Source organism: Chryseobacterium angstadtii (genome assembly GCF_001045465.1).
Lineage (GTDB): Bacteria > Bacteroidota > Bacteroidia > Flavobacteriales > Weeksellaceae > Chryseobacterium > Chryseobacterium angstadtii.
In genome coordinates this window covers 516,834-531,898 of record NZ_LFND01000006.1, presented here as the reverse complement: position 1 = coordinate 531,898, position 15,065 = coordinate 516,834, and the positions used below count along the sequence as shown (strand labels likewise).

At 37.9% G+C, this 15,065-nt stretch carries 16 protein-coding genes; 8 read left to right on the top strand and 8 right to left on the bottom strand.

Features of this window, described 5'->3' with window-relative positions; genetic code table 11:
- Nucleotides 1–415 precede the first annotated feature (415 nt).
- Nucleotides 416–1,477 (top strand): NAD(P)H-dependent flavin oxidoreductase, encoded by a 1,062-nt coding sequence (locus tag ACM46_RS19055; RefSeq protein ID WP_048508251.1) that lies wholly within the window; start codon nt 416–418, stop codon nt 1,475–1,477.
- Nucleotides 1,478–1,526: 49 nt separating this feature from the next.
- Nucleotides 1,527–1,970, top strand: coding sequence for a lipocalin family protein (locus ACM46_RS19050; RefSeq protein ID WP_048508250.1), 444 nt, complete (start codon nt 1,527–1,529; stop codon nt 1,968–1,970).
- Nucleotides 1,971–2,275: 305 nt separating this feature from the next.
- Here ACM46_RS19050 and ACM46_RS19045 read toward each other — a convergent pair whose 3' ends face one another.
- The 4 genes from ACM46_RS19045 to ACM46_RS19030 are packed head-to-tail and all read right to left on the bottom strand — an operon-like array spanning nt 2,276 to nt 5,533.
- A complete protein-coding gene (locus tag ACM46_RS19045; RefSeq protein WP_048508249.1) occupies nt 2,276–3,613 on the bottom strand; it encodes a UDP-N-acetylmuramate--L-alanine ligase in 1,338 nt (445 codons plus the stop codon).
- Between the two features lie 4 nt (nt 3,614–3,617).
- A complete protein-coding gene (locus ACM46_RS19040; protein ID WP_048508248.1) occupies nt 3,618–4,055 on the bottom strand; it encodes a hypothetical protein in 438 nt (145 codons plus the stop codon).
- A gap of 15 nt (nt 4,056–4,070) precedes the next feature.
- The gene (locus ACM46_RS19035) at nt 4,071–4,877 is read right to left on the bottom strand and encodes a lysophospholipid acyltransferase family protein (protein ID WP_048508247.1); all 807 of its coding nucleotides are present in this window, start codon (nt 4,875–4,877) and stop codon (nt 4,071–4,073) included.
- A 26-nt stretch (nt 4,878–4,903) separates the two neighbouring features.
- Nucleotides 4,904–5,533, bottom strand: a complete 630-nt coding sequence (locus ACM46_RS19030; protein ID WP_048508246.1) for an NUDIX hydrolase — start codon at nt 5,531–5,533, stop codon at nt 4,904–4,906.
- A gap of 351 nt (nt 5,534–5,884) precedes the next feature.
- On the opposite strand from ACM46_RS19030, the gene ACM46_RS19025 reads away from it, so the two are divergent.
- From ACM46_RS19025 to ACM46_RS19000, 6 genes are all read left to right on the top strand, one after another.
- Complete coding sequence (locus tag ACM46_RS19025) at nt 5,885–6,703, top strand: RIP homotypic interaction motif-containing protein (RefSeq protein ID WP_048508245.1); 819 nt, start codon at nt 5,885–5,887, stop codon at nt 6,701–6,703.
- A gap of 159 nt (nt 6,704–6,862) precedes the next feature.
- Nucleotides 6,863–7,261: a hypothetical protein gene (locus ACM46_RS19020; RefSeq protein ID WP_048508244.1), complete on the top strand. Its 399-nt coding sequence runs from the start codon at nt 6,863–6,865 to the stop codon at nt 7,259–7,261.
- A gap of 7 nt (nt 7,262–7,268) precedes the next feature.
- Nucleotides 7,269–8,003, top strand: a complete 735-nt coding sequence (locus tag ACM46_RS19015) for a curli production assembly/transport protein CsgE (protein WP_241486057.1) — start codon at nt 7,269–7,271, stop codon at nt 8,001–8,003.
- An 11-nt stretch (nt 8,004–8,014) separates the two neighbouring features.
- Entirely contained in the window at nt 8,015–8,425 is a 411-nt protein-coding gene (locus ACM46_RS19010; protein ID WP_048508243.1) for a curli production assembly/transport component CsgF, read from the top strand.
- A 24-nt stretch (nt 8,426–8,449) separates the two neighbouring features.
- Nucleotides 8,450–9,814, top strand: a complete 1,365-nt coding sequence (locus tag ACM46_RS19005) for a CsgG/HfaB family protein (protein WP_048508242.1) — start codon at nt 8,450–8,452, stop codon at nt 9,812–9,814.
- 11 nt (nt 9,815–9,825) lie between these two features.
- The gene (locus ACM46_RS19000) at nt 9,826–11,337 is read left to right on the top strand and encodes a carboxypeptidase-like regulatory domain-containing protein (protein ID WP_048508241.1); all 1,512 of its coding nucleotides are present in this window, start codon (nt 9,826–9,828) and stop codon (nt 11,335–11,337) included.
- Nucleotides 11,338–11,680: 343 nt separating this feature from the next.
- On the opposite strand, the gene ACM46_RS18995 is transcribed toward ACM46_RS19000, so the two are convergent.
- From ACM46_RS18995 to ACM46_RS18980, 4 genes are all read right to left on the bottom strand, one after another.
- Entirely contained in the window at nt 11,681–12,331 is a 651-nt protein-coding gene (locus ACM46_RS18995; RefSeq protein ID WP_241486056.1) for a response regulator transcription factor, read from the bottom strand.
- Nucleotides 12,332–12,556: 225 nt separating this feature from the next.
- Nucleotides 12,557–13,027: an OsmC family protein gene (locus ACM46_RS18990; RefSeq protein ID WP_048508240.1), complete on the bottom strand. Its 471-nt coding sequence runs from the start codon at nt 13,025–13,027 to the stop codon at nt 12,557–12,559.
- 42 nt (nt 13,028–13,069) lie between these two features.
- Nucleotides 13,070–13,501, bottom strand: coding sequence for a hypothetical protein (locus ACM46_RS18985; protein ID WP_131707628.1), 432 nt, complete (start codon nt 13,499–13,501; stop codon nt 13,070–13,072).
- Nucleotides 13,502–13,583: 82 nt separating this feature from the next.
- Nucleotides 13,584–15,017, bottom strand: a complete 1,434-nt coding sequence (locus ACM46_RS18980) for a T9SS type A sorting domain-containing protein (RefSeq protein ID WP_048508238.1) — start codon at nt 15,015–15,017, stop codon at nt 13,584–13,586.
- Nucleotides 15,018–15,065 lie beyond the last annotated feature (48 nt).

Genomic DNA, 15,065 nt, shown 5'->3' with positions numbered 1-15,065 from the left:
CACAAAAGTTTTTAACACTGTGGTTTTTTAAGCTTAAAGCTTCATGTATAAAAAGCTCACATATGTTCTTAAAAAATCAAAGATTCTTTACCGGATAATTACCCATAAACATCTGTGAAAATCTGTGCAATCCGTGGTCAAAAAAGTATCAACCACAAAAGTCACAAAAGCATTGAATACTTTATTTTTAAGATGAAAACTTAATGTATAAAAAGTTCACATAAGTTCTTAAAAAATCAAAGATTCTTTACTGGATAATTACCCATAAACATCTGTGGAAATTTGTGTAATCTGTGGTTAAAACAAATAACTGTTCACAAAACTTTTCATCTACAGAATTCCTGTGAGCAATATCATGCTTAATAACCCCAATAATATCACCCTATTTTCGTAAATTTTAAATAAAATAATGCGTATGTTCTGGCCCGATACCATCACTAAGAAATTCAACGTACAATATCCTGTAATTCAGGCTCCGATGTTTGGGGTAAGTACCCCGAGAATGACTGCCGCCGCCGCAAAAGCAGGATGCCTGGGTTCACTGGCACTGGCTGATCTTTCTGCAGATCAATGTGTGGAACTTATCCGGGAAACCAAAAAACTGACGGATCAGCATTTTGCAGCCAATATTTTCGTTCATCATATTCCTGAGATAACGTATGCTTTGAGGGAAAAGTTTGTAAAAGCGAAACTATACATCACCCAATTGGCGAAAGAACACCATCTTGAAGTAAATCTTCCTGATCTCGAAGATATTAAAGTAAATACGTATCATGAACAGGTAGATGCTCTAATTCAGGAAGGATGTAAAATACTGAGCTTTACTTTTGGAAATCTGGATGATAAAACCATACAAAAGCTGAAAGAAAACGGAGTAACTCTCATAGGAACGTGTACTTCGTTGGAAGAAGCTCTGATTCTGGAAAAATCTGGAATTGATATTATTTGTGTGCAGGGAATTGAAGCCGGAGGACACCGGGGAACTTTTGATGCCGAAAATATTCCCATGATTGGAGGACTGACTCTATTTTCAGAGGTATATCAACATGTAAAGGTACCGCTGATCTATGCAGGAGGAATTTTTAACGGAAGAACGGTAAGAGCAGCCAAAGAGCTCGGCGCTAGTGGATTCCAGGTGGGAAGCATGCTACTGGCATCAGAGGAAAGCGGATTGCAGCCATTTGAAAAAGAAAGACTTCAATCCGTAACTGAAAAAGATATTATGCTGACAAGAAGCTTTTCAGGAAGGTATGCCAGAGGAATCAGAAATCAATTTATCGAAAGCCTTGAAAATTCAGATTTTATCATGCCATATCCTTATCAGAACAAACTGACCAATGAATTACGCAGAATTTCCAAGACGCTCCAGAATACAGATTTTGTAAGCATCTGGGCAGGACAATCCATCCATCAGTACAGTAATGGGTCTACAGAAGACATTCTGCGAAATCTTATCACTGAAACGGAAAGTATTTAATTGAAATTAGCTTAATTTTGCCAACTTTAAAAGGTTTAAAAACTTAATTATGAAAAAAATATTTCTACCCCTGGTACTTTCGGCTATGATAGGCTGCAGCGACCACAATGATGAGAAGGAAAATGATCAGCGTACGATGATCGGAGTATGGAAACTGGGCAAGGTAGAGGCTTATAAATCTTCTACAAAGCAAACCGAAACCCATATTGCGACAGGCTGCAGTGCAGAAAGTACCCATGAATTCAGACAGGGAGAAATGACTACGGTGAATTATATTCAGCACAATGATACCTGTGCTCCCGATGAAACAGTCACCAGAAAATATACTTATGATAAAAAAACTCAAAAGTTCTGGTACGAAGGAGAATATGATTATCCTTATATTGTTTCCCAGCTAACATCCACTCAAATGATTATGGAAAGCCATGTAGAAGATATTGATGATGACGGAATTAATGATGTGATTAAATATTATTTTCAGAGAATTAAATAACCTGAGAGTTCAAGTTAAGACATTTCAGTTTTTATCATGATGTAAGTAGGTCAGAAGCTTGAAGAGGGAAGTTATTGAAGTCCAAAGATAGAAATACAGGGTATTTAAAACTACTTCAATAGATCATAAAAGAAATTGTTAAATACTTACCATCCAATAGTAACTTCCATCCTCCATCTTCCCATCTTTTAATCTTAATTTCTTGCCCTGAATTCAGGTTAAATAAAAATAAAAAAACTCCTTTCAGACAATTTGAAAGGAGTTTTATTTTATATACAGAAAACCGTAATAGGTTTCTTGTCAAATTATTTCGTCAGATCAAGACCACCGAAATTTCCTGAACTCATCATCAGGAAAACACCGTCTGTCTTGTCTAAAGTTTCCCAATACGCATGAAGATCTTCCGCATTGGTGAATACCCTTAAAGTATCATTTTTAAATTTTTCTTTGATCAGTTCCGGAGAAATAGGGTCCATTCTTTTGATCTTTAAAGCATCTTCGGAATAGAAAACTACCGCTTCATCCAGCCCGTCCATCGCATGGTCATATTGCTCTAAAAAGACAGGATTCAAGCTTGAATAGGTATGAAGTTCAAGGAAACCGTATTTCTTTTCCTTTTTAAACTGCTCCTGGAAAGCTTTTACCGTTGCTTTTACTTTGCTTGGGGCATGGGCAAAATCTTTATAAAGAATTCCCTTATCTTCTCTTTCTACTTTCTCAAGACGTTTTGAAGCTCCTTTAAAGCTCATAATGGCTTCATAGAAATCTTCATCCATAATCCCCAGGGTCTGGCAGATATGTCTTGCCCCTTCCATATTCAGCAGATTGTGCGCACCAAAAACAGAAAGCGGAACATCTCCCATTTCGGTTTTTAAATACACCTTTCCGTTGCTGATTTCATATTCGGGAGTTTTGTAAGGAATTTTTCTGAAATAGTTTTCAGCAGCTTCCACCACTTTTACGACTTCGGCATCTTCTTCGTTGTACACCAAAACTCCGCCCGGAGTGATGCTGGCAACAAATCTTCTGAATTGCTCAATATAGTCGTCAAAAGTTTTAAATACATTAATGTGGTCCCATGCAATACCGCTCATTAAAGCGATATTCGGCTGATACAGAAGAAATTTGGAACGCAGATCAATGGGTGAAGAAAGGTATTCATCTCCTTCCAGTACCATAAAATCGTTGTCCTGGGTAAGCTTTACCATGCAGTCAAAACCTTCCAGCTGTGCACCCACCATAAAATCCACCTCTTTCTGGTGAAAATTCAGGACGTGAAGAATCATGGAAGTAATTGTAGTTTTTCCGTGTGATCCGGCAATAACTACTCTGGTTTTGTTCTTAGACTGCTCGTATAGAAACTCAGGATAAGAGTAAATTTTTAAACCCAGCTCTTTTGCTCTTGCCAGTTCAGGATTGTCCTGATGTGCATGCATTCCCAGAATAACAGCATCAATATCCGCAGTGATTTTTTCCGGAAACCAGCCCATTTCCTGAGGCAGAATTCCTTTCTTTTCCAGTCTGGATCTTGAAGGCTCAAAAATAGCATCATCTGAACCAGTCACCTGGTATCCTTTATCTTTTAGCGCAATCGCAAGATTATGCATAGCGCTTCCGCCGATAGCAATGAAGTGGGTTTTCAATTATTTACTGTTTTTTTACATTGTTATTAATGATTTCCTGAAACGCATTCAGAATATTGTTCCAGTTCGTCGTAAAGTTGGGCATGATCATGCTGGCATCAGTTTTACTGCCTTCGTTCGGTCCCTTCTTGATATTGATGGAGGTACTTACGTTATCATAAAGCTTTTTACGGTCTTCCTGAATTCTTCTGAAATTGTTTTGGGAAAGCGTCTGATCCAGTTTCTTCAGATCTTCGTCGGAAATTTTGAAATCCTGTTTGTATTTTTTTCCCTGACCTTCTATAGAATAGTGAGCATTGTTACCTTTAATCAGCAAATTCTCATACACCGGTGCCAAGCCTCCGCTTTTGGAATAGCTTATATCAAAATCTGAATATACTTTCTGGCTGTTACAGGAAACTAATACTAAGACCGCAAATATGATCCCTAATATTTTGTTCATAATTTTTTACTTACTTTAATGATTGGAGTCCTTTTGTTCTGTTTTTTTAGCTTTAAGTTCTTCATCATAATTGTGTAATACATTGAAATCTTCCGTCTGCTCAATGGCAGTCATGATCTTTAATAAAATTTCAGGTGCTTTTTCGTTGTCGTAGTCTATATCCAGAGGAGCTTTGAACTCCATGGTAGGTTTTACGCCGGTCACCTTTACGCGGAGACCCTTTTTATCAAATGCTCTCCTGAACCCGTTGATTTTGATTGGAATGACAATAGGACGCTGGTTTTTCACCAGTTTCGCTGTACCTCGTCTTCCCTGTGCAAAAGCAGATGTAGTACCCTGAGGGAAAGTAGCTACCCAGCCGTTGTCCAGAGCCTTCATAATATTATCCACCTCACTCATGTCAACCATTCTGTTCACATTTTTACCTTCTGCTCTCCACGTTCTTTTTACCGTTACAGCCCCTGCAATTTTGAAAATCTTCGGAAGAATTCCTTTATTCATGGTTTCTTCTGCAGCTACATAGTAAAAATCGATCTTTGGATTTAGCAGATAGATCGGGTTTTTAATCGTGTTCAGATAACCGTTGTTTACAGCGCAGAATGCATGATACATTGCTGCTACATCGGCAAAGTAGGTTTGATGGTTGCATACAAAAAGCACATTGGAATCCGGAAGATCCACAAGATGTTCTGTACCGGTTATCTTCAGTTTATTAAAGCCGTTGAATCTTCTGTAGGATACAATTCCTAAAATAAAAATAATTAACCTTTTTAAAAAATAAGGTGTTCCGAATGCATCGGTGAAAATATTTTTCTTCGCCATCTCTCAATTAAACACGGTATGCAAAGTTACATTTTTTTCAGCAACTGACTAAACTCGCTTAATATCATTGCTGTGGCACCCCAGATAATATATCCGTTGAAATTAATGACCGGGACTTCATGTCCGGAAGCACCGGGTAATGCCATCATTTCAGGATTATCAGGAAGATTGAGGAAAGAAGTGATAGGAAATTCTATGGTTTCCACAGCTTCACTCTGCTGGAGAACAAAAAGCGGATTCTTTTTCGTGTATGAAATGTACGGATATACATAAAAATTACTTGGGGGAATATAAATAGGAGACATCTCCCTGATTACCCTTATATAGTGTTTATCTATTCCGATTTCTTCTGAAGTTTCGCGTACAGCAGTTTCGGCAAAATCCCGGTCCATTTCCTCACGTTTGCCGCCGGGAAGGGAGATTTGGCCACTATGCCTGTCGTGTTCATTGATTGTTCTCTGGATCAGAGGAAAATACCATTCGTTGTCCTTCAGGTACAATACGATGTTTACTGCTGCAAACTTGGGATTTTTAGACAGGATTTCATCATAGGTAAATAGAGGACGGGAAGGCGGTGAGAATACGCCGTGTGCATTGATTCCCGGCAGTTCCACATTGGTAATTTTTCTCAATAAATCTTTTCCAAAACTTTCCATAGCTCAAATTTAGCAATATATACTGAAGAAAAGAACAGGCGTTAACATTAATTAACCATTGAAGGATGTAAAGATTTATAAATTCAATGATTTAAAAATGAAAAGGTTAATGAAATAAATGCTTTCTTTTGTTTTGATAAAATTAGAGTTATTTTGTTTATTTAGTTGAAAATCAATATTGTTTTGTACCGTATTTTCACGTAACTGAAACACGTGATTCCCATAAAACGGCAAATGGTTATATCCAAAACTGTAAACCGTGATTTTTAAAATTTACACTTTAGCCGTGGTTTTTCATTTGGGTTTAGAATATACCTTTGTCATACTATTAACCAATTAATTTTTATCAAAATGAAAAACTTTATTTCAGGTGTATTTACACTATTGGTCATGAGTTTCAGCTTCGCACAATCAAATATTGATGTTACTGCCCAGATCGGAAACTTGAATACTGCAACTGTTGATCAGACAGGTCTTTTGAACATCAATTCCCTGACACAGGATGGAAACCGTAATATGGCAGACATTGATCAGGTAGGTGTTCTGAATATTAATACTGCCGAAAGTATAGGGAACAGAAACTCCATTGATGTAGATCAAACCGGTCTTGCTAACACTAACGACGTAAGCCAACAGGGAAACAGAAACTCTGCAGTTACCTGGCAGCTTGGTGCATTTAACTCTACAGAACAAACTCAGATCGGAAGAAGAAACGAAACCTCTTCTGTTCAGCTTGGATTAGGAAACTCTGTACTTCAGTATCAGGATGGAAGAAGAAATGATGCTTCTGCTATTCAGTTAGGTAACGGTAATGATGCTTATCAGATCCAGCTTGGAAGAAGAAATGATGCAAGCGGTCTTCAGGTAGGTAACGGTAACCTTTTGGTACAATATCAGGATGGAAATGACAATACCGCAACCCATGATCAGGTAGGTAATAACAATATTGCTGCTGCTGTTCAGATAGGTGACGATAATACAGCTCTTGGAGCACAGGTTGGAAACGGAAACCAATTATATCAAATTCAGTTAGGGGACTCCAATACAGCAGTGGACGTGCAAATGGGTAACAACAACTTTACCTGGGTGGCTCAAAGCGGTGATTCCCATATCCATGTAGGAACTCAGATGGGTAACGGAAACTCAATGGTGATTAATCAATCTAACTAATTATGCACGGTAATCAAAAATAAAAGGAGAGGCTGCGGTTTTCTCCTTTTTTAAGCTTTAAACCATAAAAATACCCGGAAACCATGATTTTATAGTTGTACCCGCTGGGTGTGTTTTTCCGGATATTCTATTCATGTACCTTTATTAAAAATTAATACCATGTTTAAACTGGGATGGGGTGCCTTTACACTTTTCGCAGTACTGTGTGTAAAAGCACAGCAGGTAGACTGGGACAAGATCAACAGCAGCACGGTTCTTGACCTTGTGGCAAAACAGCAGACGGAACAGGGACTTTACGGTTCCGCTGTTATCCAGATGGGAGATTACAATAATGCAGAGCTTTCTCTTAATGCTAAAACGAATATGACCGTACAGCAGCTGGGAGATTACAACACGCTTTATTTCATCAATTCATTCACGGATAAAGAAACCAAAACTGCCGTTACTACACAGGGAAACAACAATATCATTGATATCACCGGAAGCAATAGTGTCTCAGACGGAATGCAGATTAATGTAAAAGGCGACAACAAGACCATCTTCATGAGAAATTATTAAAACACACATGATGAAATTTTTATATTCCTTAAATCTGTGCACTTTATTTATCTTCCTGTCTGCATTGGTTGATGGGCAGGAAGATAAAAAAGTGAACGCAAGGATAGAAAGCAGTACCCTCGAAAATCAGATCAGACTGAAAGCTGTGGTTACCAACAATACTGCAGTGTACAAAGAACTGAATTACATGCTGATCTCCATTAAAAAAGGAAATTCCGGAAATCTTTCCAATAACCAGCAAAGCGGAAAATTCTCCATCAATCCCAATGAAGTAAAAGTTTTATCAGAAATCAGTGTCAATCTTGAGCCAAAAGATGCGCTGAAAGCATTTCTCTATGTAAGGGACGAAGAAACCCGGAAACTGATAGCCAAAGACAGTATAGAACTCAACAATGATCTGTTCAGAAAAAAAACGGACAAAGTGGAAGAAGATGCCGTCTTTGAACTGAAAGGGCTTACTATAGATGAAACCAAGACCAAAGTCGGGAAAGATTTTTATGATCTTTTTTATATGCAGTACAGCCAGATTCCCGATAAAAGCAGTGGTGCAGTTACTATTTCCGAACTTCCTCTCCGCGGAACCAGCGGCCAGATCAATATCCAGATGGATGATAAAGTGATTTACAGTTTTATGACCAATCCCAATGAAGATTATTTGAAAGAACAGCTGGCAGCCAGCTTAAAATACATCAAAGAGTTTAACGCAAAGAAAAACCTTATTAAAAATGAATTTATTTACTAAAAACGTCCGCCATGAAAACTTTTATCATTATTTTGACCTTTATTGCGGGTATTTTCTCCGGAAAATCTCAGCAGCTCGTTTATAAGCCTGTCAATCCGGCATTCGGAGGTGATACATTTAATTACCAGTGGCTTCTAAGTTCAGCCAATGCACAGAATCAGTTTGATGAAAAAAATGATTACGGTGATTTGCTTGATAATGTGAATTCTCTGGACAGTTTCAGCCAAAGCCTCAACAGGCAGATACTGAGCGAGCTGTCCCGGAAATTATTTGAAGATCAGTTTGGAGAAGGCAGTATAAAACCGGGGAACTATCTCTTTGGGTCGCTTTATCTCCAGATCACGACTACAGCTCAGGGGCTGTTGATTAATATTTTGGATACCAGTTCAGGTGATCAGTCCGAGATCGTCATTCCAAAATAAAAAAAACTAAAAACCAGACTTACCATGAGAACTTACACTTACACCAGAATTTTTTTCTGTACGTTCCTGCTATGCTTAATGCAGGCCTGCAGTTCCATACTGGGTCTTCCTTCCGATCCTGAAAGATCCACCATGGGAGAACTTACTCCCTCTACAGCGGAATTGAGGAGCCTTCCTCTTCCCAAAGAAAAAATAGTCATAGGCGTCTATAAATTCAGAGACCAGACCGGTCAGTACAAACCCTCCGAAAACGGGAACAACTGGAGTACAGCAGTTCCGCAGGGAACCACTACCATTCTGATTAAAGCACTTGAAGACAGCCGATGGTTTATTCCTATTGAAAGAGAAAATATCGCAAATCTTTTGAATGAAAGACAGATTATCCGCTCTACAAGGCAGGAATACATGAAAGATGCCGATAAAAACAGCCAGTCTCTTCCTCCTCTTCTTTATGCGGGAATTCTTCTTGAAGGAGGTGTGATCTCTTATGACAGCAATGTTATGACCGGAGGTCTGGGGGCCAGATATTTCGGAATAGGGGCTTCTACCCAATATCGCCAGGACAGGATTACCATTTATCTGCGCGCTGTTTCCACATTGAACGGAGAAATTCTCAAAACCGTTTATATTTCCAAAACGATTGTGTCCACAAGTGTCAACGGCAGTTTTTTCAGATATATTGATACGGAAAGATTACTTGAAGCAGAGGTGGGTCTCACCCAAAACGAGCCCGTACAGCTTGCTGTCACCGAAGCCATTGAGAAAGCCGTAAGATCTCTGATTGTTGAAGGGATCCGTGATAAAATCTGGGGCAAAGCTTCAGAAGATTTAACAGGCTATCAGGCTTTGATCAATGATTACAATAAAGAGCAGGAAGCAAATGTCGGAAGAACTGTTGGGAATAAGTTCCCGGAAAATTACAGACAGAAAGTTTCCGTTTTTGCCAATATAGAAGCCCAGAAGATTAAAGATGATTATGTAAATCCTAAAATGAACGCCGGAGGAAAATTGGGGATCAAATATTTTATAAGTCCAAATTTCAATATTGAAGCCAGCGGAAGCTATTTCACTTTAGAGAATAAAAATATTATTAAAAGAAATTACATTGTCCCGGAACTCAATCTGGAATTTCTTCTGTTTCCGAAATACAGATTCAGTCCGTATGTGTACGGTGGAATGGGGGCTTTGTTTTCAAAATATAAACCTCAATACAAAGGCCAGGTGGGTGGTGGTTTGGAATATATGATAGGGAATAATACCGCCATTCGTGCTTCATCGCAATATGATATAGGTTTTAGGGATAACTGGGAAGGTCTGGTGAACGGAAAAAGAAAAGATCAGGCTCTCCGGTTTGCCGTTGGAATCAATTTTTACCTTGGAAAACACTAAAAACACGAATTATGAAAACTTTAATAAAAATACTCAGCCTATTTATCCTTGCCTTTTGCCTGTTTTCATGCGATGAAGAACTTGTGGATCAGGCTCAGACAGGAATATTGAAAGGAAAAGTGGTGAAAAGAGGAACCAATGTGCCTATCGCTAATGTGAAAATTTTTACGGCACCCACTACACAGACGGTTTTCAGTGGAACGGATGGTACATTTGAAATTGGAGCTATGCCGATTGGAAATTATTCTGTGAAAGCCGAACTTTCGGGTTATGTCACCAATTTTCAGGGTGTCAACATACAAAATCAGAATCAGACGGTAACCGTTGTCTTTGAAATGAACGACGATACTTCCCTGAATTCTCCTCCTTCTGCACCGCAGCTGCTAAGTCCGGTAGACAATGCGGTCAATCAGCCTTTAAACGTGGAACTGACATGGACAGCCACAGATCCCGACACGGCTGATGTTTTGAGATATAGTTTAACAATTAAAAACAATCTGGATACTCAGGTAGTTCAGATTAATGATTTGACTGCGAAGCATTATTCTCTTTCAAATTTAAAATTTGGTGTTAGTTACTTCTGGCAGGTGTCTGTTTCGGACGGCATTCACCCGCCAGTTTTAAGCCCCGTCAATAAATTTACAACCAATACGGTTCCTGCCAACCGCTATCATTACGTACAGAAACAGAACGGAAATTTTGTAATCATGTCGAGTGATGGTCAGGGAAACAGTTTTCAGTTCACCAATGGATCCTATAACAGCTGGAGGCCACGGAAAAATAATAATGCAGGACTCATCGCATTTTTGCGGACTGAAGGCGGAAGTACTCATATTTACACTGCAAACCCGGACGGATCCAATCCTTTCAAGGTGACTACAGTGCCGGCAGCAGGCTTTAATAATTATGAAATGGATTTTGCATGGAGTACAAACGGTCAGGAAATTCTCTATTCCAATTTTAATAAATTATACAGGATCAATAAGGATGGAAGCGGCCTCACACTGGTATATACCACTCCGGATGGCAGTATGATCTCTGAATGCGATTGGAGCTACGACGGCAGTAAAATCGCCCTTAAAACAAATGATTATAGTGGTTACAGTACAAAAATTTATATCATTGATATGAACGGAAGTATTTTAAAAACGATCTTGTCAGGATCAATGGGAGCAGCAGGAGGACTTAATTTCTCCGTAGACGGACAAATGCTTGTATACACCAGAGATATGGCCGGATATCAGGATGGAAGCGGAAATTACCGGCAGCTGGATTCCAGAATTTTTATCTATAATCTGACCAATGATATCCTCTATGACGTGTCTACGGAAAGTGAAAAACCTTTAGGAACCAATGATCTGGATCCTAGATTCTCTCCGAATAATGCTCAGATTATCTTTATGAATACTTCTAATGATAATATTTCACAGAAAAATATAATGGTAATAGATCTCAACAGCTCGATGACTGATCTTACAAGAACGTCTCTCTTTACAAATGGTGAAATGCCGGATTATGAGTAGGGCGGGTTTTGAGTTTGAGAGTCGGAGAGTTTTTGGGTTTGAGTGTGTGAATCCGAAATATTCAAAGAAAGACTAATACTTGTGGCTTCGAGGGCCTCAGCCACCAGACATGGGACTTGAGCACTAGGTATAAAAGTATAGGTGTTGTAGAATTATAGAGTGAGTGTCGTGAATCTCAAAATATTCAAAGAAGGACGAATACTGGTGGCTGAGGCTCTCGAAGCCACCAGTATAAATATCTAAAATCTGAAATCTAAAAAAATAATTCCTTACCCTCATTCAAAAAAAATTCCAGACAATAAGTCTGGAATTTTTTTGAGGTTAATCGAAATTGGTTTTTTCATCAGTCAATTATGTGGTTTTCTAAGGCATATTTTACAATTCCTACGGAATTTTTTGCGTTTAATTTTAAGAGAATCCTTTTGCGGTGGGTTTCTACGGTATTAATGCTTATGAAAAGTTTTTCAGAGATATCTTTACTGCTGAAACCGTCGCAGATGAGTTTAAGGATCTCCATCTCTCTGCGTGTTAAGGGTTCTTTGATGTGAGGATTGTGTTTTCCTTCGTCGTTGCTGATAAAGCTGATCATTCTTTCTTTGGCGTTGTCGCATATATAGATCTCGTTGAGCAACAAGGCATTGATAGATTTCAGGAATTCATCGTATCTGCTGTTTTTGTCGAGATAGCTTTTTATACCTTTATTAAAAAGCTTCCGGATGTCAATCATATCATAACTACTGCCTATGACAATAATTTTGATTCTTTTGTTGTGGGTGGTAATGTTTTCTACAAGTTTGAAAATATCTGTAAGCATCAGCATATTGGAGCTTATAACCAGAATTTCCGGGGGATCTTCTTTTAATTTTTCAAATAAGGGTTCATAAGAATTACAAATGTCAATCGTGTTAAAAATTTTGCTCTGAGCGAGCAATTTTGATAAACCTTCTGTGTAGAGTAGTGGCTCATCAAAAATGGTTAATCTCGGTTTCATCATGGTTAGTTTTGTTTATATAAAAATATAAAAAAAACTTTACATTTTACATAAAAATAACAATTAATTGTAATTTTTTACATAATAAATGATTATAAAACTTAAATTTTATTGATTATTTGATAAATAATTCTCTTTTTGTGGAATTTTGATTGATAATTTTAGAGTTATTTTGTTTTATTTGTAGTATTAATGATGTTTTTGAAGGTTTTAATAATTGTGTAAAAATTATTTAACTAACAAAGTAGGGATATGTTTTACAGGAAAGTTAACAGACCTTGCAATGAAACAAAACTGATTGGCCTTGTGATGAAGTTCTTTTGCTTTTTCAACCATTGATGCTTCTGCAACAGTTACTGTAGGATGTAGGGTAGCTGAGGTGAAATTCCCGCTTCCATCAGGGTTTTCAGCCATAATTCCGGTGGCTTCGTCTGTGTAATCGGTAACAATGATGCCTTCTTCGGAACAGAAGTGAAGGTACCAGAGCATATGACATGAAGAAAGAGACGAAAGAAACAGGTCTTCCGGATTATGCTTTGTTTTATCTCCACGGAAGGCCGGATCGGAAGAACCTTCAATAACAGCTTTGTTTTCAATGCTGATGGTGTGGCTTCTTTCATAATTTCTGTAGCTGCTGGTTCCTGTTCCTTTGTTTCCCGTCCAGTTGATGGTTGTTTTGTAGTGGTGTTCTTTACTCATTGTTGTAGTGTATTGTTGTTGTTTATTGTTGTAAAATGATTTCTATTGCCGCTGCTGCTCTTGCCAATTAAAATGATATCCTGAATTCAGTAAAGTTTGTATTTCCCAATCTCTTTTCAGCTTAATGACCTGGTCTGGCATTGCAGCAATAAAAATGGCTAATCCTGAAATGATAATGACCAGCCCCCAAATGATAGTATTTAAAACTTTTGGAATTTTTACGGTGAAGAGATATTTATTGATCAGAAATAAAATCAATGTCCAAAGTGAAAGATGTATAAGGAAGTCTGCTAAAAATTCAATGATGAAAATTTGGTAAGATAATGATGTATGCCAACCGTCAGCAATAAAAGGAAAAGGAAATCCTGACATGGATGTGTTGCCGCCGTCAACAGGAAGCACGAGCCACCATTTTGTGAAAGTTGCCATGACAATGATGGTTAATTGAACTGATGGTATAAGTAAATGTTTCATCTGCTTATTTTAAAAGCAATTTAACGAAAAAACCTCCAGACACAGTCCGGAGGTTGAAGTTTTTATTAGTTAAGATATTCAATTAATTCTTGATGAGCTTTTTAGTCACCACTTTTTTATTTTCGAAAGTGACTTTTGCGATATAAGTTCCTTTTACTAATTCTGAAACATGAGTATTGCTGCCGTGCAGTGTTTTTATTATTTTTCCGTCAATCGAATAAATTTCAATTTGGCTTACTTTTTCTTTTGATTGGTAAACCAGATTTTGCTTAACCGGATTTTCAAAAGAAATATCATCATTGAATTTTGAAACATCGGTTGTGGCTAATGTAGCATTGCTAAACAGATATTTGGCGATACGGTTATTTCCTTTTACGATTATGTTATTGTTATTAACGATCATTTCGCCTATTGTTGATAAAGGTGGAGTAAGATGCGGAGGATCGGCCAAGTTGGATTCTATATAATGACCAAACGTAGAATTTACCGAACCATTCTGATTGAGCTTTGAAATAAAATAATTAGTATTGAATGAAGTATTTCCCGCATTTCCGCCAATATAATAATACCCGTTTTTTTCATTAATGCTGAAAATATCCGGACCTGAATTTAAGGCAAGCTCGTTATATAAATCATAATTAAATGTAGTATCAAGGGTTCCATTCGGATTGATTCTGAAAATGTCGTGAATCCCGTTTACTGAGAAAAGAATTCGGTTGCTACTGTCTATCATTGCAGTGCTGACATCGCCTACTGGTGAACCGTTAATGCTGATTTGTGCCACGCCATTATTTCCAAAGCTGGTCAACGGCTGTCCATTGGAATCAAATTTTTCAATAACGCTGATGTTGTCACTGAAACTGATGATGTTGGACTGGCTGTCAATAAGTACGAAAGTTCTGCCTGTGATTTTTCCCTGCGTAGTCACGTATCCGTTGCTGCCGAAAGTCTGATCTATACTTCCATTGGAATTCAGTCTGTAGATAGCGTGATGCTGATTTTGACCAATCCTTCTGATGCCATGTACAATTATTTTTCCATTCTGTAAAATAAATTCATAGGAATTCCAGAAGTCATCGTGATCTGCATATATTTCCGGCGAAACACCATTGGTCCCAAAAGTAGGATCTGGCTGGCCATTAGGAAGCATTCTTAATACCTGAGCATTGTTTAATAAACCAAAAACTAACAATTTCCCATCGGCCTGTAATTTTATCTGATTCATGTAAGGTTCGGAAGACAGCTGAACGGTTCCATTGTTTCCGAAAGAAGAATCCGGGGTTCCGTTAGGCGTAAGTTTGGATACAAATCCATGGGTGACTCCTGAAGCAACGTCTACATTATAAGTGAAATAAATTTCGCCATTAGAATTTTGAACCATTTGATAGGCGTTACCTATCGAATTACTGGGAATTTCAGCGACTCCGTTTGAAGCAAAAGTAGGGTCTTTGGAAATAATTTGGGCAAAGGAAGTTTGCACTGCCATAAGCAGCACAAGAAATAATTTTTTTTTCATTTACATTGAAGTTTTGTGTTAATGATTACAGTAAAATAGAATTTATTT